The organism is Bilifractor porci, from assembly GCF_009696005.1.
In the GTDB taxonomy this organism is placed as follows: Bacteria; Bacillota; Clostridia; order Lachnospirales; family Lachnospiraceae; genus Bilifractor; species Bilifractor porci.
Genome location: NZ_VUMV01000001.1, coordinates 356,940 through 382,581 on the forward strand (window position 1 = coordinate 356,940; position 25,642 = coordinate 382,581).

A 25,642-nucleotide genomic window follows, 5' to 3' on the forward strand; every position below is an offset into this window, starting at 1 on the left:
CATGGCTTATACCCTTCCCCTTCTGTCTATCCTGGCAATATCGATCAGATGCAGATTGCGGCTGTCTGTGTTCTCCAGGGAGGTTACCAGGGCCTCCGCCGTATCAATGGCTGTTATGACATTCACCCCGGTCTCTATGGCGGCGCGGCGGATAACAAATCCGTCGTGGGCGTGCTCGACGCCCTGCTCCGGGATATCGATAACAAGGTCAATCTTATGTCCCAGAATCAGATCCATCAGATTGGGGCTCTGCTCCTCGATCTTATTGATCGGAAGCGCACGGACGCCGCAGGCATTCAGATCCGCCGCGGTTCCCCTGGTGGAGTAAATCTTGTAGCCGAGAGCCGCAAACCTGCGGGCAATCGGCACCATGGCCTCCTTGTCGCGGTCGCGCACGGTGATGATCATATTCCGGTACTTCGGCAGGCGGATGCCCGCCCCCAGGAACGCCTTGTAAAGAGCCTCGTTAAAGGTGTCCGCAATGCCGAGACATTCTCCGGTAGATTTCATTTCCGGTCCGAGGCTGATATCCGCGTCCCGGATCTTCTCGAAGGAGAACACCGGCATCTTGATCGCCAGATAGTCCGCCTCCGGCTGCAGACCGGGCTCGAAGCCCAGTTCCCGGATCGTATGCCCCAGGATGACCTGGGCGGCAAGCGGCACAATGGGGATTCCCGTGACCTTGCTGATGTAGGGAACCGTCCGCGAGGACCTGGGATTTACCTCGATGACATACACCTCGTCCTGATAGACGATGAACTGGATATTGATCATGCCAAGGACATGCAGCGCCCTTGCCAGCTTTGTCGTGTCCTCCTCGATCTTCTTTTTGATTTTGTCTGAGAGGCTTCTGGCCGGATAAACGGAAATACTGTCTCCGGAATGGATGCCCGCCCTCTCAATATGCTCCATGATGCCGGGGATCAGGATATCCCGGCCGTCGCAGACGGCGTCAACCTCGATTTCCTTTCCCTCCAGATACTTGTCTACCAGAATCGGGTGATCCTGCGTGTAGCGGTTGATCACGCCGATGTATTTCACGATATCCTCGTCGTTAATGGCAATCTGCATGCCCTGTCCGCCGAGGACGTAGGACGGGCGGACAAGAACCGGATAGCCCAGCTCGTTGGCGACTCTTACCGCCTCTTCCGCCGTGTACACGGTGTGTCCCGCGGCTCTGGGAATCTGTGTCTGCTGAAGGATCTCGTCAAAGAGCTCCCTGTCCTCCGCGGCATCCACATCCTTCGCGGATGTACCCAGGATCGGGACTCCCATCTCCATAAGCGCCTGCGTCAGCTTGATAGCCGTCTGGCCTCCAAACTGCACCACCGCGCCGTCCGGATGCTCCAGCCTGACGACATTTTCCACATCCTCCGGGGTAAGCGGCTCGAAATACAGGCGGTCCGCGATATCAAAGTCGGTGGAGACGGTTTCCGGGTTATTGTTGATGATAACGGTCTCCCATCCCTCCTTGGAGAACGCCCAGGTCGCGTGTACGGAGCAGAAGTCAAACTCGATGCCCTGTCCGATACGGATCGGCCCCGATCCGAGGACGAGGACCTTCTTGCGGGCATGTCCCGGCAGCGACTCGTTCTCTCCGCCGTACACGGAGTAATAATACGGCGTAGTCGCGGCAAACTCCGCCGCGCAGGTATCCACCATTTTATAGGAAGCGGTAATTCCGTATTTTTCGCGCAGCGCCTTCACATCCGCCTCGGACAGCTTTCCGTTCAGCTTTGCAATCAGGTAATCCGGGAATTCCATGCGCTTTGCCTCGCGCAGCAGATCCTCGGTCAGCTCCTGCGTCTTCAGCGACTGCTCCATTTCCACCAGGATGGCGATTTTATCGATAAACCACTCGTCAATCATGGTGATCTCGTGAATCTTTTTGTAGGAGATGTTGCGGCGGACCGCCTCCGCGATCCTCCAGATCCGCATATCATCCACGACTGCCAGCTGGTCCAACAGCTGTTCCGCGGTAAGTCCCGTGAAATCATAGGACATCAGGGAGTCTACATGCTGCTCCAGCGAGCGGATCGCCTTCATTAAGGCGCCCTCAAAATTCGTGCAGATGCTCATCACCTCGCCGGTCGCCTTCATCTGCGTTGTCAGGGTTCTCTTCGCGCTGATGAACTTGTCAAAGGGCAGGCGGGGGATCTTTACGACGCAGTAGTCCAGCATGGGCTCAAAGCTTGCGTAGGTTTTTTTCGTGATGGCATTGGGAATCTCGTCCAGGGTGTATCCGAGGGCGATCTTCGCGGCGACCTTGGCAATCGGGTAGCCGGTCGCCTTGGACGCAAGTGCGGAGGACCGGCTGACACGGGGGTTCACCTCGATGACGCAGTACTCGAAGCTCTCCGGGTTCAGCGCGTACTGGACATTGCAGCCTCCGGTAATTCCCAGCTCTGAAATAATGTTCAGTGCGGAGGTCCGGAGCATCTGGTATTCCTTATCTCCCAGCGTCTGGCTGGGCGCCACGACAATGGAGTCACCGGTGTGCACGCCGACCGGATCGATATTCTCCATGTTGCAGACGGTGATCACATTTCCGGCGGAATCCCGCATCACCTCGTACTCGATTTCCTTCCAGCCGGAGATACAGCGCTCCACCAGCACCTCTCCCACACGGGAGAGGCGGAGTCCGTTGGAAAGAATCTCCACCAGCTCCTCCCGGTTCCCGGCGATTCCTCCGCCGGAGCCTCCCAGCGTGTAAGCAGGGCGCAGGACAACCGGGTAGCCGATCTGCTCCGCAAACGCAATGCCGTCCTCCACATTGTGGACGACAAGCGAAGCCGCCACCGGCTCGCCGATTTTTTCCATCGTATCCTTGAAGGTCTGGCGGTCCTCCGCCTTTTTAATGGTCAGGGCGGTGGTCCCGATCAGGCGCACGTTCTGCTCCTTCAGGAATCCGCGCTCCTCCAGCTCCATGGCAAGATTCAGCCCTGCCTGTCCGCCCAGCGTGGGCAGAACACTGTCCGGCTTCTCCTTCCGGATCAGCTGCTCCACAACCTCTACCGTCAGGGGCTCAATATAAACCCTGTCCGCGATATCCTTGTCCGTCATGATGGTCGCCGGGTTGGAATTCAGCAGGACGACCTCGACTCCCTCTTCCTTCAGGGAACGGCATGCCTGCGTGCCGGCGTAATCAAATTCGGCTGCCTGTCCGATGACGATGGGGCCGGAACCGATAACCAGAACCTTCTTTATACTCAGATCTCTTGGCATTACTTGTTTCCTCCCATCATCTCAATAAAACGGTCAAACAGATACCCGGAATCCCTCGGTCCCGGAGAAGCCTCCGGATGGAACTGCACGGTAAAGATGTTCTTGTTCAGATATTTCAGTCCCTCGTTTGTCTGATCGTTGACATTAACATAGGCAGGAACCGCCACACTGGGGTCTACCGTGTCTGTGTCCACCATATAGCCGTGGTTCTGGCTGGTAATATACACCCGCCCGGTGGAAAGGTCACGGACCGGATGGTTGCCTCCCCGGTGCCCGTATTTCATCTTTTTGGTGTCGGAGCCTGTCGCCAGCGCCATCAGCTGATGTCCCAGGCAGATCGCGAAAATCGGCGTATCGGATTCATAGAGCTTCCGGATCTCCCGGATCTCGTTCGGGCAGTCCTTCGGGTCTCCCGGCCCGTTTGTCAGCATGATGCCGTCCGGATGCGTTCCCAGTATCTCCTCCGCGGAAGTCCACGCCGGATAGACCGTCACGTCACAGCCTCTCTTCTGAAGGGAGCGGATGATATTCTCCTTTACGCCGAGATCCAGAAGGGCGACACGCAGCTTTTTCCCCTGCCGGCCCTGGCCGTTTCCTTCCCAGTCGGCAGGCACCTCCCTGACCGCCATGGCGTGTCCGTCCGGAATACAGCTCTCCTGCATGCCAGCCGGATAAAATTCCGGCTCGGAGCGGGTTACCAGCTCTACCTCATTTCCGGTCCGGTAGCTTTTAATTTTCGGAAGAACCTCCTCCAGACGGAAATTTTCGTCCGTGGTGATCATTCCGTTCATGGTGCCGCTCTCCCGGAGCTTACGGGTAAGCGCTCTTGTATCAATACCGGCTATTCCCGGAATGTCATATCGTTTCAGAAATCTCTGAATGGTATCCTGACTGCGGAAATTGCTGGGCATACGGGAGAGTTCCCGCACAATGTAGCCGTCCAGCCACGGGCGGAGAGACTCCTGGTCGTCCCCGCAGACACCGTAGTTTCCGATCAGTGGATAGGTCATGCAGACCGCCTGCCCCGAATAGGAAGGGTCGGTGAGAACCTCCAGGTATCCGGTCATGGATGTATTAAATACTACCTCGCTGATTACCTCCCTGCGGGAGCCGATGCTTGTTCCGGTGAAAACCGTACCGTCCTCCAAGATCAAAAAAGCCTTCATATTTTCATCCTTTCCTCAAAGCTGCAGTGCATACCTTCACATTCCCGTGCCTACATCTGTCGTCGCTAAAGCCGAACCGGGCCTGCTTTGCGACTGGACTGCCTGGTTATCTCGCATAAGTCCCACGCGCTGCTCCGCTGCCTAAGGCAGCTCTCGCACCGCTAACAGGTATTCGCATTCCCGTGCCGCTTGCGCGTCACTCCATGCTCATACCTGTTGTCGTCGCTAAAGCATGGCCGGTCCTGCATGCAAGCATGCGTCCGGGCCTGCTTTGCGACTGGACTTATGCAGTAAAAAGGGAATGGAACCCCGTCAGGATTTCATTCCCTCATTATACAAGTTTTCTGTTCAGTTGGCACTACCCATATTCCGGTATTCTTCATAGATCATTCCTAAAAAAAGACCGAACCTCAGTCTGAGTTCCGGTTTTTGAAAAGGCTGCAGGAAGCGGGACTTGAACCCGCACAGTATTGCTACCACAGGCACCTGAAGCCTGCGCGTCTGCCAATTCCGCCATTCCTGCATATGTTCTGTTCGTGGGCTGTTTCGCTCACAACGGATATACTACCAGAAAGCCGTTTTCTTGTCAACGGAATTTTTTCCGATTGCCTGAATTCGCATACTTCCTCATTTTTTCGGAAAATTATCAGAATCCGGCGCGACCGGCTGCGTTACTGGTGCTGAACTTACAGGGGCAGAGCCGGAGCTGCGCCCGGCCGGCGCTTCACACAGGAGAAATACGGGGGAAAACCCCTTCGCTTTTTCCTGTGTGCGGCGCAATTCGAAAACAACCTTGCACCAATAATCCAATCATTCTTATCATGCAGGAGGAACTGCCCTGTTCTCTCCGCAGAATCAGCAGCGGTTGACCGCCTCCGCGAACCGCAGGAACGCCTGTCTGCCCTCCGGCGTGCGTTTGTAGACTCCGGCATCCTCCAGAACCCTCGCAAAGACTCTGCCGATCTCGTCCTGCAGGATTCCGTCTATATTGGAAGCGCTGATCTCCGGGTAAGACGGCAGAAATTGCTCCACCCAGTCCGCGTGTTTCTCCAGATCCGGATTTCTGCGGATATCCGCCCCCGTCAGAATCGCTTCTTTCAGTTCCTCTATCTCCTTCTTCAGACGCGAGGGAAGAACCGCAAGCCCCATCACTTCTATCAGGCCGATGTTTTCCTTCTTAATATGATGCAGTTCCGCGTGCGGGTGGAAAACGCCGAGCGGATATTGGTCTGTCGTGATGTTATTGCGGAGCACCAGGTCCAGCTCGTAATTGTCTCCGCGCTTTCTTGCAATGGGTGTGATGGTGTTGTGCGGCACTCCGTCTGTCCGGGCAAAGATAAACGCGGATTCATCCGTATACCCCCGCCACGCGACGAGGATCTTGTCCGCCAGCTCCACCACTCTCTCCGAATCCGGTCCGTCCAGGCGGATGACAGACATCGGCCACCTTACAATACCGGCCGAGACGTCCTCAAACCCGGAAAAGACCAGTTCCTGTTCTGTTTCCGCCCTGGCCATGGCAAAGGAATAATTTCCGCCCTGAAAATGGTCATGGCTTAAGATTGAGCCTCCCACAATCGGCAGATCCGCGTTCGACCCGACAAAATAATGCGGAAACAGCTTCACAAAATCAAAGAGCTTCCGGAACGTGTCCTTCTCTATTTTCATCGGCACATGCTGTGAGTTAAAAACAATGCAGTGCTCATTGTAATAGACATACGGCGAGTACTGGAACCCCCACCGGCTTCCGCGGATTGTCACAGGGATCACCCTGTGGTTCTCCCTTGCCGGATGATCCGGCCTGCCCGCGTAGCCCTCGTTCTCCCGGCACAGCTGGCACTTGGGATAGCCGCCCTGCTTTGCCTTTCCCGCGGCCGCGATCGCCCTCGGATCCTTCTCCGGCTTGGAGAGGTTTATCGTAATATCCAGGTCGCCGTACTCTGTCGGTGTTTTCCACTTCAAATCCTTTAATACCCGGTATCTGCGGATGTAATTGGTATGGCAGGAAAAGGCGTAATAAGCATCGGTCGCTTTTTTCGGGCTTTCCCTGTAAAGCTCCCGGAAACGGCGGATGACCTCGCCCGGCCGCGGCGTCAGCACGCCCATCAGGCGGGTGTCAAAGAGATCCCGGAAGACCACACTGTCTCCGCCTGTCAGCCCGCGGGAAACGGCATCCTCCGTCAGGGTGTCCAGAATCCTCTCCAGTACAGAACCGTCTGCTATTTTTTCCGCATTCAGGGTTTCCGCAAAGGAAAGCGCATCCTCCTCCGTACCCTCGTAGACATCCAGCTCCATCTCCTTCAAAATACAGTTGATGCTGTATATCACATCTTCTCTTTCGATCAGTCCCGCCGCAAGAGCGTAACCTGCCAGATCCGCAATGGCCTGCTGTACCTGATTCATTTCACACCCCTTTTTTCGTGCTGCTCCCCGCGAAGCGGGGCGCCCCGACATGTACCCTTTTTCTGTAAAACACCGTTCTCACCGCGTAAGCATCCGTCTACTTTCACGCGTAAAGCCTCACACGACTGTCGCGAATGTGCGCCGCTTCACAAACGAAAAGTATCCATCAAACGGACAGCGGTCAAAATGCCGCGGCGGCATTGCCGCCCTGACCGCAGCCGTTTCAGAGTTTTTCCGGGCCGCCTCCGACCTCTACAATATAAAAGTCCGCGTCATATCCGATTTTCTTTTTGTACGCGGCGCCGACCTTTTCTCTGAATTCATCCAGGGCGGAATCCTCGACGATGGAAACCGTGCAGCCGCCGAAGCCGCCTCCGGTCATACGTGATCCGATCACGCCGGGGATTTTCAGTGCCTCCTCCTGAAGCGTATCCAGCTCAATACCTGTCACCTCGTAATCCCTGCTGATGGAGAGATGTGCCTCATTCATCAGTTCTCCGAACCGGCGTACGTTACCTTCTTTGAGAACCTTCACTGCCTCCACGCAGCGGGCATTCTCGTAGACCGCGTGCTTCGCCCTCTTCTGCCGCACCGGATCTTTGATGGCATCCTTATAAACCTCAAAGCGCTCCGGGGTCAGGTCGCACAGATGCTCGATATTCACCACTTTCTGAAGTTCCTCCAGCGCCTGCTCACACTCGCAGCGCCTCTCATTGTACTTGGAATCCGTCAGCTTATGCTTTTTATTGGTATTGCTGATCACAATCTTCGCGTGATCCAGCTTCAGCGGGACATATTCATATTCCAAATCCGAGGTGTGAAGGAAAATCGCGTGATCCTTTTTCCCCATGGCAACCGCAAACTGATCCATAATCCCGCAGTTCATCCCGCAGTAATTATTCTCCGCGTCCTGCCCGTAGATGGCCAGCATCTGATTGCTCATCTCAAAGCCGTAGAGATCCCGCAGGGCAAATCCCGTCAGAACCTCCAGCGACGCGGAAGAAGAGAGTCCGGAGCCGTTGGGAAGATTGCCGTAAACGGCCATGTCAAACCCGGTCTCCACCGGGTACCCCTCCTTGATGAAGGTATACACAACCCCCTTCGGGTAGTTGGTCCAGCCGAATCTGTCGTCCGGCTGGAGCTCGTCCAGTGAGGTCTCGATCACACCCTTCCCGGACGCATTTACGGAATAAAACCGGAGAATGCGGTCGTCTCTTCTGCGCATGGCGCCGTAGGTTCCCAGCGTAAGCGCGCAGGGGAACACATGGCCGCCGTTATAATCCGTGTGCTCCCCGATCAGGTTGACGCGGCCGGGCGCGAAGTAGACCCGCCCGTCTCCCAGCTCCCCGAATTTCTCCTCAAAACCGCGGATTACGGCCGCCTTCATCTTTTCCTGCGTACTCTCTGTCATTGTCATCTTTTTTGTCCTCCGGACTGTCTCCTGTTTCCTGAATTCTTTTTTATTTTTCCTAAGTCATGACAGGTGCGTCAAAAGCGCCCTCTGCCACCTGTTCATGGTGACGGATTGCTCCCGCTTCGCGCTCCCACAATCCTCATTTCTTTCTTATTGTAACAAGCCGCGGCCTGTTCTACAAGAATCCGTCAGGTGTCCTGCACCTCTTCCATCGTATACAGGCGGGCGTCAAAATCCTGATAGCACCTCACCTCTTCGTTCCATCCGTTTCCCGTATAGGAGCCGGTCAGCCTGACTCCGCCGTTCATCAGCACGGCTCCGGAGAGGGACTCATACCGCTCCTTCTCTCCGTCCAGCTTTACAAATCTGGCCGCCACCCGCTGTCCCAGGGAATCCTGACGGATATGCACCGGGGTTTGGGTATTGATCATGTCCCCGAACCGGCGGATATCCTCCTTATGTTCCGGATTCCGGAAGGAATACCGTTTTTCCGGTTCCAGGCCGTCCGCCCGGTAGCAGTGGTATGGGGCATTCGCCCTGACAAGCGTCTGGAGTGTAAAGCCGACCGCCTTTTTCCTGTCCGCGGAAACACAAGTCCAGCTGTAATTCCGGGCAGCTCCGTCCCCACACGGCGCATCCCCGGTTCCCCGGTAAAAATTCCCGGTCTGCAGGACATCTCTCCACTGCTTATACCACGCAATCTGACGGCGGATCTCGTCCAGTTCCTCCTTTTTCAAATCGTTTAGGTTCAGCTCGTACCCGGAGATCCCGAAGGCCGACACGGCAAACCGGGTATAGAGGGTCGTTTTCCGAAGGGTCTGATGATTGGGGCTGGCGGAAACATGGGAGGAAAGGACAGAGTGCGGATAGCCGTAGCTGTACCCCTCCTGAATCTCCGCCCGGCAGACCGGATCCGTATTGTCACTCGCCCAAATCTGCGGGAAAAAGCACAGCATACCGAGATCAAACCGGCCGCCTCCGGAGGCGCATCCTTCAAACAGGATATGCGGAAACCTCTCCGTCAGCCGGTTCAGGAGCCTGTACAGGCCGCAGATATACCGGTGGCAGACCTCTCCCTGCTGTTCCGGCGGCAGGTTCGGAGAAAAGGCATCCGAAAAGATCCGGTTCATATCCCATTTCACATAGTCTGTCCCGGAAGTGGAGAAGACCCGGCTCATTTCTTCGGTCAGATAATCCACCACATCCGGATTGGACAGATCCAGAATTCTCTGGTTTCTTCCCTCTGCATGCGGTTTTCCCGGTATGGAGAGAGCCCAGTCCGGATGCTGCCGATAAAGGCTGCTGTCCGTGTTGACCATCTCCGGCTCCACCCAGATGCCGAATTTCATTCCCATCGCGTGAATTTTTCTGCAGAGGCCGTCCAGCCCGTCCGGCAGCTTCTTCCGGTTTTCCGTCCAGTCCCCCAGAGAGCTGGTGTCGTCATTCCGGTTCCCGAACCACCCGTCGTCCAGGACAAACAGCTCGATTCCTACATCCCTGGCCGCCCTTGCCAGACGCAGAAGCCTGCCTTCGTCAAACCGGAAATACGCCGCCTCCCAGCTGTTCAGGAGAACCGGCCGCGGCTGGTTCTTCCACTCGCCGCGCAGAATATGACCGCGCACGAAGGCGTGCATCTGCAGGCTGAGCCCGGTCCATCCGCGCGCGGAAAAAGAAAGCACCGCCTCCGGCGCGTCAAAGCTTTCTCCCGGATGCAGCAGCCAGGAAAAGCCTCTGGGATGGATTCCGCAGAGAATCCTGGTCTTTCCGTACGCGTTGACCTCCGCCGCCTCAAAATGGTTTCCGCTGTAAATCAGGTTGACGCCGATGCAGCGGCCATTCTTCTCGCCTGTTTCCGGCCAGCTGAACATGACAAAGGGATTGGCCCGGTTGGAGGACGATCCGGCAGCCGATCCCACCGCACAGCTCCCCGCCGTCACCGTCCTGTCCGTCCGGCACATCTCCCTGGCCCATGCTCCCGTAAAGGAAGTCATCCGCAGGCCGCTTTCCGGAAGATCCAGCTGCGCGCTCAGCAGTCTTTCCAGCCTCACCGTCTCTTCGCCGGTGTTCACCAGACGGCTGCTCCTGCCGATTACATCCTCTTCCTCATAGACATAGTAATGCAGCTCCAAAAGGAGCCGGTACTGCCTGTCCCGCAGTGTCACACAGAGATGATTCCCCTCCTTCAGCCCGTAAGAGGAAGGCAGTTCCCCGAAGCATTCCTTTTCCTCCGAAATTTCCGCGTGGTCAAACAGAAAGTCCGACGTCCTGCTTCCGTCCGCGTGAATCATCTCCACAAAGGGCTCCCGGATGTCTCCCTTTCCCTCCGCGGACATCTCCAGACAGGTATCCTCCAGGAGAAGTGTTTTCTGATCCTGGCTGTAGCAGATCATGTTGCCTGTCTCGCATCCCCGCTTTTCCGAAAGGGCGCGGGCGTCCTCCTCTGTGACCGTTCCCAGCGATTCCCCGTAGTACAGGTGTTCCAGATGCCCGGAGGGCATTTTCCGGAACAGATAGGTGGTATGCAGCGTCTGCAGGCAGAAAACGGTGTCATTCAATATGGTAATCAAATCCTGTCCTCCTGATTTCCCGGCGCCGCGGTCTTTCGTTCCGGTTTTGCGGACTTTCAGCCGCGGCTGCCGTCAGCTGTTATGCAGATCGGACTTTCAGCCGCTCACGTTTTTTATATCTGCCGGTTCCTGTGCAGTTCTTCCGCCTGTGCGGTGAGCTCCTCCACCTTCGCGTCTGTAAGGCGGTATTTTCTGCGGAACCAGAAAAAAGCGGCAGCCAGTCCGGCAATGGGGAGCAGGGTCATGACGAGGCGAAGCCCCATCTTCTGTGAGAGGGCGACGCCGGAGGCAAAATCCACCGTCTGTTCCGAGGCCGTCGTCGCCTTATCGGACAGCCGCAGAAGCCCCAGCGTGACAGAAGCGATAAACGCGGCAAGCCCGGAAGCCAGTTTCACCACAAAGGTCTGCATGGAGAAGATGACCGATTCATCCCTCCTGTGATTCTTCAGTTCCCCGTAATCCACCGTGTTGGCCAGAAAGATGGTCGTCAGGACGTTATTGATGCCGGAGGCGGCCATAATCAGGACTCCGGGAATCAGGAACACAGTGATCGTCTTTGCCCCGGAGACCGAGCACCCGAGCAGGATGCCGTATCCTGCGGCGGACATCAGCAGTCCCAGATAGAAAATGCCGGTATTGGAAACCTTGAACAGCCGGCGGAGCAGGGGGTACAGGACCATCATGGCAAGGATCTGCGCCGCGCCTGCCACCGTGTTAAAAAGCGTGTAGTCCTTGTACCATCCGCTCCCTCCCAGATCATATTTAAAGAAATAAATCACCAGATTGGATGTGATGTACATGGCCGTATTTACCAGGACAATGGTAACGACAACCGCCATTGCCTGGTCGTTGCGCACCAGTGAGCGGAACATATCGCGGACGGAGGCCGTCGGCACCGATACCGTGGATTTTTCCTTTACGTTCAGGCAGGTGATAAGGATAAACACGGAAAAAAGGACGGCGATAATCAGCGAATACCAGCGGAAGCCGATCCTCTCGATCTCCATGGCGTCCCTTCCCCCGAACCTGGTGCCCAGGGCGTGTACGGCAACCATCGTCAGGATGGTCACAACTGCCGCCCCGACGCCGGAACAGGACCGGGCCAGCGCCGTCAGATTCTCCCTTTCCTTTCCTCCTCTGGTAAATGCCGGTATCATAGACCAGAACGGGATGTCCATCATGGTATACGTGACTCCCCAGAGGACGTAGGACACCGCCGCATAAGCCACAAGACCCGGACCGTCCAGAGACGGCGGGCAGGCAAACATGGCGTACAGCACCACCGAGTTGGTCAGCGTCCCGATCAGCAGCCAGGGGCGGAATTTTCCCATCCTGGTTCTGGTCTTGGCCACAATCACGCCCATCACCGGATCGTTAAACGCGTCAAAGATACGCGCCGCCAGCAGGATGACCGCCATGGCATAGGCGCTGACTCCCATAATATCCTGAAAATAGTAAAGCACGTAGCTGGCGGAAAGCATGTAGACCATGTCCTTTCCGACAGCTCCCAGTCCGTAGGAAGCCTTTTCCCTACCTGTCAGCTGTTTTTTCTCCTCCATGTTATTTTCCCCCATCATCTGATCGTTACAGCGCCAAAAGTCATACTGTGACTTCTATATTTCCGCCCTGCTGTCCTGCTCCACGGTGAATCTGCACTCCGTCTCTCCCGCCTGTTCATTCCGCAGGAGAAGGGAAACCTGTCCCGTTTTTCCGGAAGTCCGGAGATAGACGCCTCCGCAGCCTCCCCGCAGCGTAAGCTCCGACGGACCGATGATCTCGGCCGGTCCCTCTGTCCGCGCGGATACGGTGCCCATATAAAACGGCAGGCGGTTGTCATTCTGATCCCGCATCTCGACGCGCACGGAAGCAACATCATAGCAGGCGCCGTCATGCAGGACGGTGTGATCGGGTTCTGCGTGCAGATGCACGGACTGAACCGGCGCTTTGACCAGTGTTTTCAGCCGTCTGCCCTTCCAGAATCCCTCAAAGCGGTATCCGGAGGCCTCTCCGCCCCAGTTCCCGATATATCTGCTGTATAACTCATACGCGGTCTCAAACTTCATATGATACCGGACTGCCAGCTCCGCTCCCAGGGCAAGAACCCGTGGCGGCAGATGCAGGAATCCGTGCAGGGCGACATAATTTAAGATCGTCTTCACTGTTTTTTCCTGCTCCGGCGCAAAGTTTTCCTGCTTGATACTGTCCCCGATATAGTCATCGATCAGGATCGGGCCATGGGAAAGGTTTTTCCAGGAAGAATCCTTCGGGAAGAAGCTCTTGACAAAGACTCCGCCCCGGTACATCCGAACCTCATCCGCATTTGTTACCAGATACACACAGCCCGGGTTTCCTGTCGGATGCTCGCCGATATCCATGGACGAAGTCACCTCCAGCACCGGAAAATCCTCCTGCTGCGCCGCGTACAGGGCTGCCGCCGGCTTCGGGTTCCGGAACATATCCGTCACGCCGTGGTAGCAGATCCGATCCCCGCTCCCAAAGTCCCGGTGCGTGTTGTAATCGAACATGCACCAGCCGAAGGTGCCGGCAATATCGCCCTCCCCCGCGGCCGCGTCCAGCACACGGGCATGACGGAGCATATGCTCGGTGCGGCGCTCCTCGCTGTCAAAGATTTTGGTCGGGAACATGTGCCCGTTGCACTCACTGATCAGGTAGGGCTTCCGCCGGTCGGGTGTGACCTTTTTCTTTTTTTCACATCCCGGCGTCCTGCCGTCATGCGAAAAATCATTATAGGTGTAGACATCCTCCAGAAGATGGCTCTTCCGGAGATAGCGGACGCCTCCCGTCTGCCTGGTGCCATCCAGGCTGTGTGCCACCTCGTTCGTCCTGGTATACAGGGTGTCGTCGTCCAGCGACTCATTGATCCGGACGCCCCAGAGGATCACCGAAGGGTGGCTGCGGTACTGGAGAACCATTTCCTCCGTGTTCCGCACGGCCTGATTTTTCCACTCCTCATCCCCGATGTGCTGCCATCCGGGGATTTCGGTAAAGACCAGAAGTCCCAGTTCGTCACACTTGCTGTAAAAATAGGGCGACTGCGGATAGTGGGAAGTCCGCACCGCGTTGACGCCCAGCTCGTTCTTCAGGATGTCCGCGTCCTTTTCCTGCTGCGAGCCAGGCATGGCATAGCCGACATACGGCCAGCTCTGGTGACGGTTCAGCCCGACCAGCTGAAGCCTCCTGCCGTTGAGATAGTACCCGTCTTCCCGGAATACGGAGCGACGGAATCCGACTCTCTCTGTCTGTTCATCCAGCAGTACCTCCTCACCGTTCCCGCCTTTTTTGTAAAGCCGCGTGACAACCCGGAAGAGCGTCGGCGAAAGAACGTCCCAGAGCCTGGCGCCGTCCACCTCCGTCCGGAAGGAATACGCGGTCCGGCTCCCCTGTGCATAGTTTCTGCGGACGGGCTGGCACTCTGCCAGGGAGAGATCGTTTTCCGCCAGTAGCACATCTCCTGCGTCCTTCCCGCAGGAAAAAACCCTCTGGGAGATCCGCAGTTTTTCTCCGTCAGGCTCCTGCCCGTCCGGAACAAATTCCGTGCGTATCTGTCCGTGAAACTGTATGCTGTCCAGGACGTCCCTGCACTCTTCCAGGCTCATACCGCTGTGAAGGAGGCTCGCCTTTTCCGGAATGCGGGGTGAAACAAACAGATCCCCCATACGGACGCTTCCGGAAGTCTCCAGGTAGGCCTCCCGGTACAGACCTCCATAGGTCATATAATCAATGACATGGCCGAAGGGCGGAATGTTCTGCTGCTCCCTGGTATCCACCTTTACGGCAAGCAGATTTTCGCCCGGCTGCAGAAGCTCCGTGAGTTCTGTCCGGAAGGAAGTATAGCCGCAGTGATGCTCCCCGGCCTTCTTCCCATTGAGAAAGACCTCCGCGGAATGCCCCGCCGCCCCGATGACAAGAAAGACCCTGTCCTTCTTCCAGCTCTCCGGCAGGCGCAGGATTCTCCGGTACCCGCAGACCATCTGATAGATACTTTCATCAAAATAGTTATACGGGGTGATTTTACAGGTGTGGGGGAGCCTTACCTGCCGCCAGGCGCCGCTGCCGGCTTCCCGCTGCCCCGCCGCACCATCCGGCACGCCGGACACCGGCTTACCGCCTTCTTCCCGCGACTCCTGACGCAGAAAGGCATCCGACCAGTGTTCTGTGAATTCCCATCCGTTATTGATATAAAACCGTTTTCCCATCGCTCCGACGCTCCTCCGGATTTTCTTTTACTGTCTTTTAGTTTACTCTGCAAAGCACAGAGCCGCAAGGGCAGAAAAGCCGCCTCCACACTGCCGGAAAGCAGAGCGGAAACGGCTTGCGAAATGTCGTATCAACTTGCGGAAGCATCCGCAGACAGACAGAGACGGGATTACTGTTCTCCCTCCTCCTTCTGCATCAGGATCTTTTCTTTTTTCCGATGCAGGGCGCTGGATGTGACCATTCCGGTAAGGGCAAACAGCGCGATGACGTTGGGGATAACCATCAGCTGGTTAAACATATCGGACAGCTCCCATACCAGGTCGTTGGAGGCCAGCGTCCCAAGGAAGATGAATACCAGCGCGATAATATTGTAGAATTTTACGGACTTCTCGCCAAACAGATAAATCACATTGATTTTTCCGAACATGTTCCATCCGAGAATGGTGGAAAACGCGAAGAAAAACAGGCAGACCGCGACAAAAACATTGCCTGCCTCCGCCCCGAACACAGTTCCGAAGGCGGTCTGTGCCAGATTAGCCTTTCCGAGCGTCTCTGTCACCGCTCCCGTATATCCTTCTGCAAGAGGGCCTCCGGGTGTATAAAGGGTGGAAATGATGACCAGGGCGTTCAGCGTCAGAACGACAAAGGTATCAATAAATACACCGATCATGGCAACCGTGCCCTGCTCGTGCGGATCCTTGACGTTTGCCTGCGCGTGCGCGTGCGGGGTAGAGCCCATGCCGGCTTCATTGGAGAACAGTCCTCTTTTTGCCCCCTGGGAGATGGCCGTCTTTAACGCCATGCCGAAGCCGCCGCCGATGATCGCCTGGGGCTTAAACGCATAGGTAAAGATCATGGCAAAGGTGTCCGGAATATATTTGGCGCGGGCAATCAGGACAATCACACCGCCCACGATGAAAAGCAGCGCCATGATCGGCACAATTTTTTCCGTTACAGACGCCAGCCGCTTGATTCCGCCGATAAAGATGATGCCGCAGAAGATAACAAGGCAGATTCCGATGACCCAGGAGGGAATATGGAACGCGTTGGCGCAGGTGGAGCCGATGGAATTGGACTGGACCATGCAGCCGAAGAAGCCAAGGGCAATCGTGATGGCAACCGCGAAGAAGCCTGCCAGGAACTTTCCGCCCTTTCCCTTAAAAGCTGTCGTGATGTAATAAACAGGGCCGCCCTGTACATGGCCGGTTTTTGTTTTCTTTCTTGTCTTCTGGGCCAGGATCGCTTCCGCATAGATGGTCGCCATCCCGAAGAAGGCAATGATCCACATCCAGAAAATGGCTCCGGGGCCTCCGGTGAGAATAGCTCCGGACGCGCCGACAATATTTCCGGTGCCGACCTGTGCCGCGATCGCCGTGGCAAGTGCCTGGAACGAGCTCATTCCGCTTTCATGCTTTTTTCCGTTCAGGCTGAGATTCCCGAAGGTCCGCTTCATGCCCTCGCCAAAATAGCGTACCTGGACAAAATGGGTCCGGATGGTAAACCAGAGTCCGACCGCCACAAGCAGGATGACCAGGATATAATCGGAAAGATAAGAGTTGATAGTCTGAACGACTGTCAGTAAAACAGACTGCAGTGACATAACTTCCTCCTCAAGCTTGCACGCAGAAGAAAAAATCATGCCGGAACACGAAAAAAACTGCCGTTAAGCAGATCAAAAACCCTGTCCTTTTGCCTGAGAGATTGGCGCCGCATCTGCATCCTTACAGACCGGCGTTTGCACCTTCGGCACCCTATTGGGATTCTCCAGAGCTACTCCGTTTTCAGTCGTCAACCGCATCCGGTACCTGAGAGTTTTACTCCTTCGGCAGAAATCGCTTTCACGACATTCTTTTTCTGAAAACTTCTACGTAACAGATATGTAATTGAAAATAAGAACTTGTTTATCGTACCATGAACCGCATGGCGCGTCAACCCGGTCAGCGCGGTTTCACGGCTTTTCTCCTACTTTTTCGGTCTTGTCAGGAAATGTCTGACGACCAGGAAACACACAATGGCCCCCGCGGCGGCATATCCCAGAAAGCCCAGCCACGGAATCCGGAAGATCTTCGGCGTCATATCCGTGGTGCAGATAATACTGGAAGAGATCAGGAGCGCCATGACCCACATGCCGATCACCAGGTTCTGGACCAGCTTCCGGAGCAGCCAGGCAAGATCCTTGGAGGTTTTCAGCTCCAGGTTGACGCGGCTCTGCCCGTTCAGATATTCCTGCATAATCTGCGAGACCAGAGAGGGAATCCTGGCGGACGCGCTGGCCGCTTTGTAGAAATCCTTTCCGCCGTGCAGCAAGGTGTTCTTCAGATCCAGGTGCTCGATGCGGCTTTCCGCCATACGCTTTTCCGCGATTTCCTCCATATTGATGTCCGGACAGATTTCCGCGAGAACGCCCTCCATGTGCGTCAGCCCCCTTGCCAGCATGGTAAGGCCGTGCGGCATGGTGATCTTGTTTTTTTTCATGGCATCCATGACGTCCATGAAAAATTCCGCAATATCAATTCCCAGAATATCTGTCTCCGAGTACCGCTGCAGAATCTCACGAAGATCCTGATAGAGCTGTTCCCGGTCCGGTTTTCCCTTGCGGAAGTCCGCCAGGGAGAGGACCGCGTTTTCGACTCTTGCCACATCGCGGTCGGCAATGCCCTGCACCGCTTCCTCCAGAAGCCGGCGGTCCTTATCCGTCAGCCGCCCCATCATTCCCATATCAATCCAGACAATTTTGCCTCCGCGGATCCGAAGATTGCCCGGATGAGGGTCCGCGTGGAAAAAGCCGTCCTCTATGACCTGCTTGATGAAATTATCTACCAGCTTTTCGCCGATTTCATTCAGATCATACCCATGTTCCTCCAGGGTCTTTTTATCCACGATAGAATAGCCGTCGATGTACTCCATGACAAGGACATGCGAGGTGGTGTACTGCCGGTAGAGGCGCGGAACACCCACGAAAGCGACGTTCCGGTTATTGCGGGCAAATTCCTCCATGTTGTCCGCTTCCTGGAGAAAGTCCATCTCCTCCTGCGCCACTTTCCAGAGTTCATCCAGGATCTGATCCAGATCCACGACATTTTTCAGACCGCCGACCGGAGGAATCAACCGGACCGCCTTATGAAGAAGCCGGATGTCCCTTGCCATCAGTTCCCGGATTCCCTTTCGCTGAACCTTGACAATGACTTCTTCCCCGGACACCAGCCTGGCACGGTGGACCTGCGCCACAGATGCCGAGCCCAGTGTCGTCTCTTCAATATAGGAAAAAGTAGTAGACCAGTCGTCCCCGTAGGATTCGCTGATGACCGAGAGCACATCCGAAAAGGGCATGGGCGTCACCTCGGAATTCAGCTTCATCAGCTCCTCGCAGTATTCCTTGGGAAGAATATCGGAGTGCAGGGACATAATCTGTCCGAGCTTGATGTAGGTCGGTCCGAGTTCCTCTAAAACAACACGGAGCTTCTGCGGCGTCACCCCTCTCAGGACTTTATTCCGGCGCAGAATCTCCGTGATTTCTTTCAGACGGGAAGTGCTCTCGCCCTTCCCGTCCCTCTTATTTTCCTGTCCTATTCCCCTGCTCTCTGTCATAAACGGACCTTCACTCGTTTTCGCTCTTCTCTTCCTTTGCCGTCAGCTGTTCCTTCAGGGCTGCCAGCTGTTCTGGAGTCAGCTTATCCAGCATACCGGAAAAATCCGTTCCCTCCGGCGCCGCGTTCTTTTTGGAAGCGGCTTCCTTCGCCTTTGCCTTTACGGACTCCGTCGTCTCGTCTATTTTATGTTTCAGCTCCTGGTTCAGAACTTTTCCCTGCTCGACCGTCAGCTCTCCTTTTTCCACCAGCGTGTCTATTAACGCCTTGGATTTCTCCGCTCCGGCGGCGACAGCGCCCACACCGGTCAGGAAAATCGTTCTTATTGCCTTAGAAAAATGCAGATCATCACTCATGATATTTCCTCCTTCCGAACGGGATGGCATATTTTTCTGCTCCTATACGGCTATTTTACCATGAATGAGCCAAATTGTCAGTCATTTTTCTGGGGAACACGCCAATGCCGACGCCCCCGCCTGTGATTTCGTGGGATCCGTAGGGCAGCAGCATCGCGGCGGCAGAAAAGAAAATCCATGCTGCCCGCGCAGGCAGCAGCCGGATGCAGGTACCTGCCGGCCAACCCAAAGGCAGCTTGAATTCCGGATTTGCAGGGATGTCACAGGATGGCGGCAAATCTGGGAATAAAAATCAGCAGCCCGATCAGGGCGGCAAAAATCGCCGCGATCAGAACCGCTCCCGCCGCCGTATCTTTTGCGAGCTTCGCCAGCGGTTTTTTCTCTTCTGTGACAAGATCCACACATGCTTCCACCGCCGTGTTTACCAGCTCCAGGCTCAGGACAAGGGCAAAGAGGATCAGGCAGACCAGCCACTCCGTCCTGCTGATCTTCAGGATGATTCCCGCCAGAATAACAAGCGTCATCATGGTCAGATGAATCTTAATGTTGCGTTCCTTTTTTATGCAGGCAAAAATGCCCTGGAAAGCATAACCAAAGCTTTTGTACAGCGGATTTTTCTTCAATGTTCCTCTCCCCCTGCCGTATCTGCCCTATCTGCCGTTTTTGCCGGCTCCTCCGTTTCCGCCATTTTTTTATCCGTAGATAATCCGGATGTCTCCTGCCGCTCCCCGTCCAGAAATTTTCCGATAAAAGTCCTCCGGTGCAGCGTGCAGGCGCCGTTTTTTTTCAGAGCCTCGATATGGGCAGCCGTGCCGTAACCCTTATTGGAGGCAAAATGGTATTCCGGAAAAAGAGGATCGTACGCTTCCATCAGGCGGTCCCTTGTCACCTTGGCGATGACGCTGGCCGCCGCAATGCTCTGGCTTTTGGCGTCTCCCTTGATGATTCCGACCTGCGGGATGTCCAGTCCCGGAATATGAACGGCGTCCACCAGAAGAAGAGACGGCTGTACCGAAAGCTCCGCAACTGCCTTCCGCATTGCCTCATAGGTGGCCTGCAGAATGTTGATTTCATCAATTCGATTCTGATCCGCGCTGCCGATGCCGATAGCGACAGCTTCCTCCTGAATCACCTGGAACAGCTCTTCCCTGCGCTTCGGCGTCAGCTTTTTAGAATCATTGATGTAGAGGATTCTGCTGTCACGGGGAAGTATGACGGCAGCAGCTACAACCGGTCCCGCAAGCGGTCCCCTCCCCACCTCGTCGATGCCGCAGATAAACGGATAATCGCTGTACTTTTTCTCAAAGAAGCACATCTGCTCCACCCGTTCTTTTTCCTTTATCAGCCTGGCTTCCCGCCGTTCCGCCCTGGCCTTTTCGGCCTCTTCTTTCTTACTCATCCTCTCGCACCTTCTCCGGTGGTTCCTTCTCTAATTACCGCCGCCCTGCTTACCGATGTTTTCCGCGTCCGCGCCGCTTTCCGGTGAAAAAGTCTCCCCGCCCGCGGGACGCTCCAGGGATATTCTTCCCAGAACGCCCTTCCGGAACTCATCCAGAAGAATGGCTGACGCTTTGTCATAGGAAATTTCCCCGCCTCCTGCCAGGCAGTTTCTGTTTCTGGCTATCTGCTCCAGAATCCGGACATCGTTCCCGGTCTCTTCCAGATGATAGCGTCCCGCCAGAACCTGTGGATACGCCTCCCGCAGAAAACCGATCAGCCGGAGGGAAAGCTCCGCCGCATTCAGAAGTTCATCCTTTACCGAGCCGATCAGCGCCAGCCGGACGCCGGCCTCCGGATCATCAAACTTCGGCCAGAGAATTCCCGGTGTATCCAGCAGGTCCAGACCCCTGCCGAGATGGATCCACTGCTTTCCCTTTGTCACTCCGGGCTTGTTTCCGGTTTTTGCGGATGCCCTTCCCGCGACAGAATTGATAAAGGTCGATTTCCCTACGTTCGGAATTCCCGCCACCATAGCCCTTACCGGACGGTTTTTGATTCCCCTCCGGGCATCCCTGGCAATCTTCTCCCTGCATGCCTCCTGCACAAGAGCCTGCACCTGCTTCAGATCCGTCTTTTTTCTTGAATCCGCCGCGAGCACCTGCGCCCCCTGCCCGGTGTAAAACTGTTTCCACTCACGATTGACGCGTTCGTCCGCCAGATCTGCCTTATTCAGAATGATCAGACGGGCTTTTCCCTCTCCCATGTGACGGATGTCCGGATTCCGGCTGGATTCCGGCGCCCTGGCGTCAATCAGCTCGATGATCAGGTCGATCAGCTTCAGATCCTCCTGCATCTGCCGCTTCGCCTTTGTCATATGTCCGGGATACCACTGTATTTCCATAAACACTCCTGTCCGAATAACTCTATGAAGTCTACCGAATACTTCCTATTCTCTGAAAAGGCCAGACGCGGAACCAGACGGTTCCTATAATATTTTCCCGCTTGACATTTCCGATATCCGTGTAACGGCTGTCCCCGCTTCCGTTCCGGTTATCCCCCAGCACAAAATATTCATCGTCATCCAGGACGATCTGTTCCTCCGCCAGTCCCCCGCTCAGGATGGCGTCAAAACCATATGCCGACTCGTCCAGCTTCTCCCCGTTGATATAAACCGCTCCGTCCGTGATCTGCACGGTCTCGCCCGGAAGAGCGATAACCCGCTTGATATGCACGGACGCGCCAGTCTCGTTCCTCGTCCGGAAAGCGATGATGTCAAACCGCCGTGGCGAAGAGAGTTTTGGAAAAAGCTCATTGACCAGAAGCGTGTCCCCGGTGGAAAGCGTCGGCTCCATGGAGCCCTCCTGCACCTGGACGGTCTGGCAGAAAAAACGCGAGAAGCCGTAGGCAAGAAGGATGACGCAGACAACCGGGACGACCCATGACAGGACAATCCGGACCAAAGCGCGGAAGGGATGTGCCTTCCGCCATTCCGCCAGCTGTCTCTTTTTCTCCTCCATGAATTCCCGGCGTCTTCTCTTTTTCTTTTCTTTTTCCGAAATTTCGGGTTCTTTCCTCTCCGTCTCCCGGACAGACGGATCTATAATCAGAATTTTTTTATCCTCTGACATAACAGCCCCTGCGCACCCCTGATAGAACGGGAGCCCGTACATCCGTACGGGCTCCCAGACAGCATCTGACTGATTTTATTTTACAACAGCTTTTACCTTTGCCGCTTTGCCGACACGGTTTCTCAGGTAATTCAGCTTTGCCCGTCTTGCCTTGCCGCGGCGGACAACTTCGATTTTCTCCACGTTCGGAGAATGAAGCGGCCAGCTCTTCTCTACGCCGATACCGTTGGAAGTCTTGCGGACCGTAAAGGTCTCACGGCTGCTTCCGCCCTGGCGCTTAATGACGATACCCTCAAACACCTGGATTCTCTCACGGTTTCCCTCTTTGATCTTTCCGTATACCCGGACGGTATCGCCGACGCGGAACTCCGCAACATCCTTCTTCAGCTGCTCTTCTTCAATCTTTTTGATAATTTCCTGCATTTTCTGTCTCCTTATCTTTCTGAACAGGCGCCGCAAACGCGCCGTAACCGGACGTTCTTACCACCGATAAACGTGACAGCGGACCGTCTCTGCAGCATTCCGCCACAGACCCAAAAATTATATCCTATCTCCCGGCAAGATGCAAGGCTTTTTTTCTGATGTCCAGGGCAAGCAGATCAACCTGTTCCGCGGTTTCGGTCCCGGAATACCGGGAAGAACCCAGAAGCCGGAATCCTCTGTCGGCCAGAAACGCCATTTTCTTCTCCGTCAGACTGCCGCCCGAACAGATCCAGGCAAGGGTTTTTCCGGTTCCGTACAGATTGCGGAACCGTTCTTCAAACGGGACATCCCCGTCCGCCCCGGCTCCCTCGACAAAGAGCAGGAGCTCCTGATCCCCCAGCACATGACGGGACCGGATCAGCTTGTTTCTGTTGTAGTTCTGAATCTCCCCGTATCTGGAAATTCTTCCGTGAAGGCAGACCGCGTACTCCTCCGCCGCCTGCGGCCCGTACCAGAAGGTATGAAGCGTAAAACTGTTTTTCAGAAGGTCCGGACGTCTTTCCTGTGTCCGCGCCACCGCCTGCTGATACCGCCATTCCTCTATTTTTCCGTGGTCTCCGGTAAGAAGCACCGGGGGAACCTTCCGCCCGTGCCATTCCTCCGGCCTGGTAAAATGCGGATACTCCAGAAGATTGTCCTGCATCGATTCAAACTGGGAGGATTCGTCGTTGTGAAGAACCCCCGGTACAAACCGTGAGACCGCGTCCATCAGGACAGCCGCGCCCAGCTCGCCGCCCGTAAGGACATAATCGCCGATGGACACGTAATCGGTTACCGTCTCCTGGAGGACCCGTTCATCAATTCCCTCGTAATGGCCGCAGAGAAGAACCAGTTCTTCTTCTCTGGCCAGTTCTTCCACCAGGGTCTGATCCAGCACTTTGGCCTGGGGGGTCAAATAGATGACCCTGGTTCTTCTGCCGCTCGGCGTGCTTTTCTCCTCCCGGGATTCTTCCGTCTGCGCAGGCTCCGCTGCTCGCCGGTCAAGCTCAGCTCTCTGCTCAGCCCCGGCGCTCCGGCCGTCCGCCGCCCTCCGACTGGCCTCTGCCCTCCGGTCGGCCTCAGCCCTTTGAAGCGCCGCCTGAACCGCCTGATAAACCGGCTCCGGCTCCATGACCATCCCGGCTCCGCCCCCGTAAGGGTAGTCGTCTACACGCATGGAGTTTTTCCGGGAAAAATCCCGGATATTGACGGTGTTTACAGAGATATACCCGTTTTTCTCCGCGCGGCCCAGGATGCTGGTTCCCATAATCTGATGAATCATATCCGGAAACAAGGTGCAAACATAGTATCTCATCAGACGCCGGAACCACCTTCCAGCTGTTTGTAGAGCTCCTGGAACATCCTGGAGAATTCCGAATCGGTGCTGATCAGCCAGACAGCCAGGATCGTCAGGACAATCGTCAGAATCAGAAATACAATTCCCAGGACAAGGCCTGCGACCGCCATTCCCTTTCCCTTCTGATCCGGGTTCTGCTTCAGCTGGGAAAGACTGATGCACCCGAACACAATGGCCATAACGGACGGGATAAAGAAAAGAACGCTGTTCAGAAACACAGAGAGGATTCCCTGCACAAGAGCCACAATGGCAAACGTATTCGTTTTCTGCTGCAGCGGAGGCTGGTTTCCGTACCCCTGCGTATTTCCTCCGGGATACTGCCCATAAGAGTTCTGGCCGTAAGGGTTCTGTCCGTAGGGATTCTGCCCGTTCTGTGTGTTCCAGCTGTTCTGGTTTTCCCAGGCGCTGTTTCCGCTGTTCTGACCGCCGCGTCCGCTCCAGGTTTCAGTGCTGTCGTTATCCCGGCCTCCCCAGCCATTATTACTGTCATTATTCCGGCTGTTCCAGGCGCTGTCCTGCCCGTTCCGGCTGTCCTGGTTTTTCCCGGAGTCATCCGTCTTTTTTTCCTCCGGCCACTCCTCCCTGGGAAGAATCCGTCCGCAATTGCTGCAGGCCTTCGCATCATCATTCAGTTCCGCACCGCAATAAACGCATTTTTTCACGGCCGCACCTCCATCATTTTTTCTCTTCCGCCAGCCCGGGAAGAAGATGAACTTTCATCCTGTTGTTATTCACATCCACCTGTATAATACAATCACGGATGGCAGGAATCAACACGTCTCCGTAACGTTCCGTGCTGACGACATAAACATCATTCGCTCCCGTCTGCAGGATATCTGTCAGCGTCCCAAGGGCTTCCCCCTCGTCTGTTGTGACATCCATGCCGATCAGATCCGCCGTGTAATACTCATTTTCTCCCAGCGGGACCGCCTGATCCCTGGTGACCAGGACCTCCCAGTCGCGGTATTTCTGGGCGGTATCCATATCGTCAATCCCGGAAAAGTGAATGATCGCCATGTTCTTAAAAAATTTCACGCTTTCAAGCCCGTGCCGCTCCGACTTTGCGCCGCTCTTCAGCACGGCGGTTTTCAGTTCCCTGAACCTGGCAGGATCATCCGTTGTCGGATATACCTTCACCTCTCCGTGTATTCCGTGCGGAGAGGTAATAATCCCTGCCTGCAGAAGCTGTTTCATAGACTTTGGTTCCTCCGGATATAACAAGGGCGGGATTTTCTCCCGCCATGTCTGTTACTGCACAATATCAACGATGACCCGTTTATCCTCACGAGAAGCAGCCGCCTTCACAACGGAACGGATTGCTTTTGCAATTCTGCCCTGCCTGCCGATGACCTTTCCCATATCGGACGGAGCAACCTTCAGCTCTATTTTCATGCTGCTGCTGCTCTCGGTCTGCGTGACGACCACTTCATCGGGATGTTCCACCAATGCCCTGGCAATCACTTCAACCAGCTCTTTCATCACAAGGCACCTCCGTACTTCGATTATTTCTCGATTCCAGCCAGCTTGAAGATTTTTCCAACTACCGCGGTAGGCTGTGCCCCGTTATTCAGCCACTTTTTGGCTTCTTCCTCGTTTACCTTGAAGGTACTGGGATCAGTGTTCGGATCATAGGTTCCGATTTCCTCAATAAATCTTCCATCTCTGGGAGAAGCGGAATCCGCAACGACGATTCTGTAGATCGGTGCCTTTTTCTGTCCCATTCTTCTCAGACGAATTTTAACTGCCATTTTTCTCTACCTCCATGAATCTAAATGATTTCTTTGTTTTTTGATTACGTGTGGAGTCAGACTTCTGACAC

Annotated in this window: 20 protein-coding genes, 1 tRNA gene and 1 riboswitch; all 21 genes read right to left on the bottom strand. The window is 55.4% G+C overall.

Annotation, left to right across the window (positions count from 1 at the left end):
- Window positions 1-6 precede the first annotated feature (6 nt).
- The 21 genes from carB to rpsP all read right to left on the bottom strand — a co-directional run bounded on the left by carB (window position 7) and on the right by rpsP (window position 25,571).
- Window positions 7-3,225: a carbamoyl-phosphate synthase large subunit gene (gene carB / locus FYJ60_RS01605; RefSeq protein ID WP_154456836.1), complete on the bottom strand. Its 3,219-nt coding sequence runs from the start codon at window positions 3,223-3,225 to the stop codon at window positions 7-9.
- The gene (locus FYJ60_RS01610) at window positions 3,225-4,391 is read right to left on the bottom strand and encodes a carbamoyl phosphate synthase small subunit (RefSeq protein ID WP_154456837.1); all 1,167 of its coding nucleotides are present in this window, start codon (window positions 4,389-4,391) and stop codon (window positions 3,225-3,227) included. The genes carB and FYJ60_RS01610 overlap by 1 nt, the downstream gene beginning before the upstream one ends.
- Before the next feature lie 439 nt (window positions 4,392-4,830).
- Window positions 4,831-4,914 (bottom strand) — tRNA-Leu (locus FYJ60_RS01615).
- Between the two features lie 332 nt (window positions 4,915-5,246).
- A complete protein-coding gene (locus FYJ60_RS01620; protein WP_154456838.1) occupies window positions 5,247-6,794 on the bottom strand; it encodes a UDP-glucose--hexose-1-phosphate uridylyltransferase in 1,548 nt (515 codons plus the stop codon).
- Window positions 6,795-7,017: 223 nt separating this feature from the next.
- A complete protein-coding gene (locus tag FYJ60_RS01625; protein ID WP_154457067.1) occupies window positions 7,018-8,181 on the bottom strand; it encodes a galactokinase in 1,164 nt (387 codons plus the stop codon).
- 215 nt (window positions 8,182-8,396) lie between these two features.
- Window positions 8,397-10,775 (bottom strand): alpha-galactosidase, encoded by a 2,379-nt coding sequence (locus FYJ60_RS01630; RefSeq protein ID WP_154456839.1) that lies wholly within the window; start codon window positions 10,773-10,775, stop codon window positions 8,397-8,399.
- 113 nt (window positions 10,776-10,888) lie between these two features.
- Complete coding sequence (locus FYJ60_RS01635) at window positions 10,889-12,334, bottom strand: glycoside-pentoside-hexuronide (GPH):cation symporter (protein ID WP_154456840.1); 1,446 nt, start codon at window positions 12,332-12,334, stop codon at window positions 10,889-10,891.
- 54 nt (window positions 12,335-12,388) lie between these two features.
- Window positions 12,389-14,992 (bottom strand): glycoside hydrolase family 2 protein, encoded by a 2,604-nt coding sequence (locus tag FYJ60_RS01640; RefSeq protein ID WP_154456841.1) that lies wholly within the window; start codon window positions 14,990-14,992, stop codon window positions 12,389-12,391.
- A gap of 170 nt (window positions 14,993-15,162) precedes the next feature.
- Window positions 15,163-16,593 carry an alanine/glycine:cation symporter family protein gene (locus FYJ60_RS01645; protein WP_154456842.1) on the bottom strand — a complete coding sequence of 477 codons (1,431 nt, stop codon included), beginning with the start codon at window positions 16,591-16,593 and terminating at the stop codon, window positions 15,163-15,165.
- A 71-nt stretch (window positions 16,594-16,664) separates the two neighbouring features.
- A riboswitch (glycine riboswitch) is annotated at window positions 16,665-16,771 on the bottom strand.
- A 184-nt stretch (window positions 16,772-16,955) separates the two neighbouring features.
- Window positions 16,956-18,581 (bottom strand): ABC1 kinase family protein, encoded by a 1,626-nt coding sequence (locus tag FYJ60_RS01650; RefSeq protein ID WP_154456843.1) that lies wholly within the window; start codon window positions 18,579-18,581, stop codon window positions 16,956-16,958.
- A gap of 10 nt (window positions 18,582-18,591) precedes the next feature.
- A complete protein-coding gene (locus FYJ60_RS01655; protein ID WP_154456844.1) occupies window positions 18,592-18,936 on the bottom strand; it encodes a hypothetical protein in 345 nt (114 codons plus the stop codon).
- A 260-nt stretch (window positions 18,937-19,196) separates the two neighbouring features.
- Window positions 19,197-19,559 (bottom strand): diacylglycerol kinase family protein, encoded by a 363-nt coding sequence (locus FYJ60_RS01660; protein WP_154456845.1) that lies wholly within the window; start codon window positions 19,557-19,559, stop codon window positions 19,197-19,199.
- A complete protein-coding gene (locus tag FYJ60_RS01665; RefSeq protein ID WP_154456846.1) occupies window positions 19,556-20,335 on the bottom strand; it encodes a ribonuclease HII in 780 nt (259 codons plus the stop codon). Before FYJ60_RS01665 ends, FYJ60_RS01660 begins: the two co-directional genes overlap by 4 nt.
- A gap of 30 nt (window positions 20,336-20,365) precedes the next feature.
- Window positions 20,366-21,277 (bottom strand): ribosome biogenesis GTPase YlqF, encoded by a 912-nt coding sequence (ylqF, locus tag FYJ60_RS01670; protein ID WP_154456847.1) that lies wholly within the window; start codon window positions 21,275-21,277, stop codon window positions 20,366-20,368.
- Between the two features lie 31 nt (window positions 21,278-21,308).
- Window positions 21,309-22,004: a signal peptidase I gene (gene lepB / locus FYJ60_RS01675; RefSeq protein WP_235903282.1), complete on the bottom strand. Its 696-nt coding sequence runs from the start codon at window positions 22,002-22,004 to the stop codon at window positions 21,309-21,311.
- Window positions 22,005-22,079: 75 nt separating this feature from the next.
- Window positions 22,080-22,427: a 50S ribosomal protein L19 gene (rplS, locus tag FYJ60_RS01680; RefSeq protein ID WP_154456848.1), complete on the bottom strand. Its 348-nt coding sequence runs from the start codon at window positions 22,425-22,427 to the stop codon at window positions 22,080-22,082.
- 124 nt (window positions 22,428-22,551) lie between these two features.
- Window positions 22,552-23,781, bottom strand: coding sequence for a tRNA (guanosine(37)-N1)-methyltransferase TrmD (gene trmD, locus FYJ60_RS01685; RefSeq protein WP_154456849.1), 1,230 nt, complete (start codon window positions 23,779-23,781; stop codon window positions 22,552-22,554).
- Window positions 23,781-24,485 carry a DUF4190 domain-containing protein gene (locus tag FYJ60_RS12740; RefSeq protein WP_154456850.1) on the bottom strand — a complete coding sequence of 235 codons (705 nt, stop codon included), beginning with the start codon at window positions 24,483-24,485 and terminating at the stop codon, window positions 23,781-23,783. The genes trmD and FYJ60_RS12740 overlap by 1 nt, the downstream gene beginning before the upstream one ends.
- Before the next feature lie 13 nt (window positions 24,486-24,498).
- Window positions 24,499-25,017, bottom strand: coding sequence for a ribosome maturation factor RimM (gene rimM, locus FYJ60_RS01695; RefSeq protein ID WP_154456851.1), 519 nt, complete (start codon window positions 25,015-25,017; stop codon window positions 24,499-24,501).
- 54 nt (window positions 25,018-25,071) lie between these two features.
- On the bottom strand, window positions 25,072-25,302 hold the full coding sequence (locus tag FYJ60_RS01700) for a KH domain-containing protein (protein WP_154456852.1): 231 nt from the start codon (window positions 25,300-25,302) through the stop codon (window positions 25,072-25,074).
- Between the two features lie 23 nt (window positions 25,303-25,325).
- On the bottom strand, window positions 25,326-25,571 hold the full coding sequence (rpsP, locus tag FYJ60_RS01705; RefSeq protein WP_154456853.1) for a 30S ribosomal protein S16: 246 nt from the start codon (window positions 25,569-25,571) through the stop codon (window positions 25,326-25,328).
- Window positions 25,572-25,642: the final 71 nt, after the last annotated feature.

Excerpts from the sequence above, each read along its gene's own strand:
- FYJ60_RS01700 (WP_154456852.1), bottom strand. The coding sequence starts at position 25,302 with ATGAAAGAGCTGGTTGAAGTGATTGCCAGGGCATTGGTGGAACATCCC.
- FYJ60_RS01625 (WP_154457067.1), bottom strand. The coding sequence starts at position 8,181 with ATGAAGGCGGCCGTAATCCGCGGTTTTGAGGAGAAATTCGGGGAGCTG.
- FYJ60_RS01635 (WP_154456840.1), bottom strand. The coding sequence starts at position 12,334 with ATGGAGGAGAAAAAACAGCTGACAGGTAGGGAAAAGGCTTCCTACGGA.
- FYJ60_RS01655 (WP_154456844.1), bottom strand. The coding sequence starts at position 18,936 with ATGAGTGATGATCTGCATTTTTCTAAGGCAATAAGAACGATTTTCCTG.
- rplS (WP_154456848.1), bottom strand. The coding sequence starts at position 22,427 with ATGCAGGAAATTATCAAAAAGATTGAAGAAGAGCAGCTGAAGAAGGAT.
- FYJ60_RS01620 (WP_154456838.1), bottom strand. The coding sequence starts at position 6,794 with ATGAATCAGGTACAGCAGGCCATTGCGGATCTGGCAGGTTACGCTCTT.
- FYJ60_RS01650 (WP_154456843.1), bottom strand. The coding sequence starts at position 18,581 with ATGACAGAGAGCAGGGGAATAGGACAGGAAAATAAGAGGGACGGGAAG.
- FYJ60_RS01645 (WP_154456842.1), bottom strand. The coding sequence starts at position 16,593 with ATGTCACTGCAGTCTGTTTTACTGACAGTCGTTCAGACTATCAACTCT.
- rpsP (WP_154456853.1), bottom strand. The coding sequence starts at position 25,571 with ATGGCAGTTAAAATTCGTCTGAGAAGAATGGGACAGAAAAAGGCACCG.
- trmD (WP_154456849.1), bottom strand. The coding sequence starts at position 23,781 with ATGAGATACTATGTTTGCACCTTGTTTCCGGATATGATTCATCAGATT.
- ylqF (WP_154456847.1), bottom strand. The coding sequence starts at position 21,277 with ATGGAAATACAGTGGTATCCCGGACATATGACAAAGGCGAAGCGGCAG.
- rimM (WP_154456851.1), bottom strand. The coding sequence starts at position 25,017 with ATGAAACAGCTTCTGCAGGCAGGGATTATTACCTCTCCGCACGGAATA.
- lepB (WP_235903282.1), bottom strand. The coding sequence starts at position 22,004 with ATGTCAGAGGATAAAAAAATTCTGATTATAGATCCGTCTGTCCGGGAG.
- FYJ60_RS01665 (WP_154456846.1), bottom strand. The coding sequence starts at position 20,335 with ATGAGTAAGAAAGAAGAGGCCGAAAAGGCCAGGGCGGAACGGCGGGAA.
- carB (WP_154456836.1), bottom strand. The coding sequence starts at position 3,225 with ATGCCAAGAGATCTGAGTATAAAGAAGGTTCTGGTTATCGGTTCCGGC.
- FYJ60_RS01610 (WP_154456837.1), bottom strand. The coding sequence starts at position 4,391 with ATGAAGGCTTTTTTGATCTTGGAGGACGGTACGGTTTTCACCGGAACA.
- FYJ60_RS01640 (WP_154456841.1), bottom strand. The coding sequence starts at position 14,992 with ATGGGAAAACGGTTTTATATCAATAACGGATGGGAATTCACAGAACAC.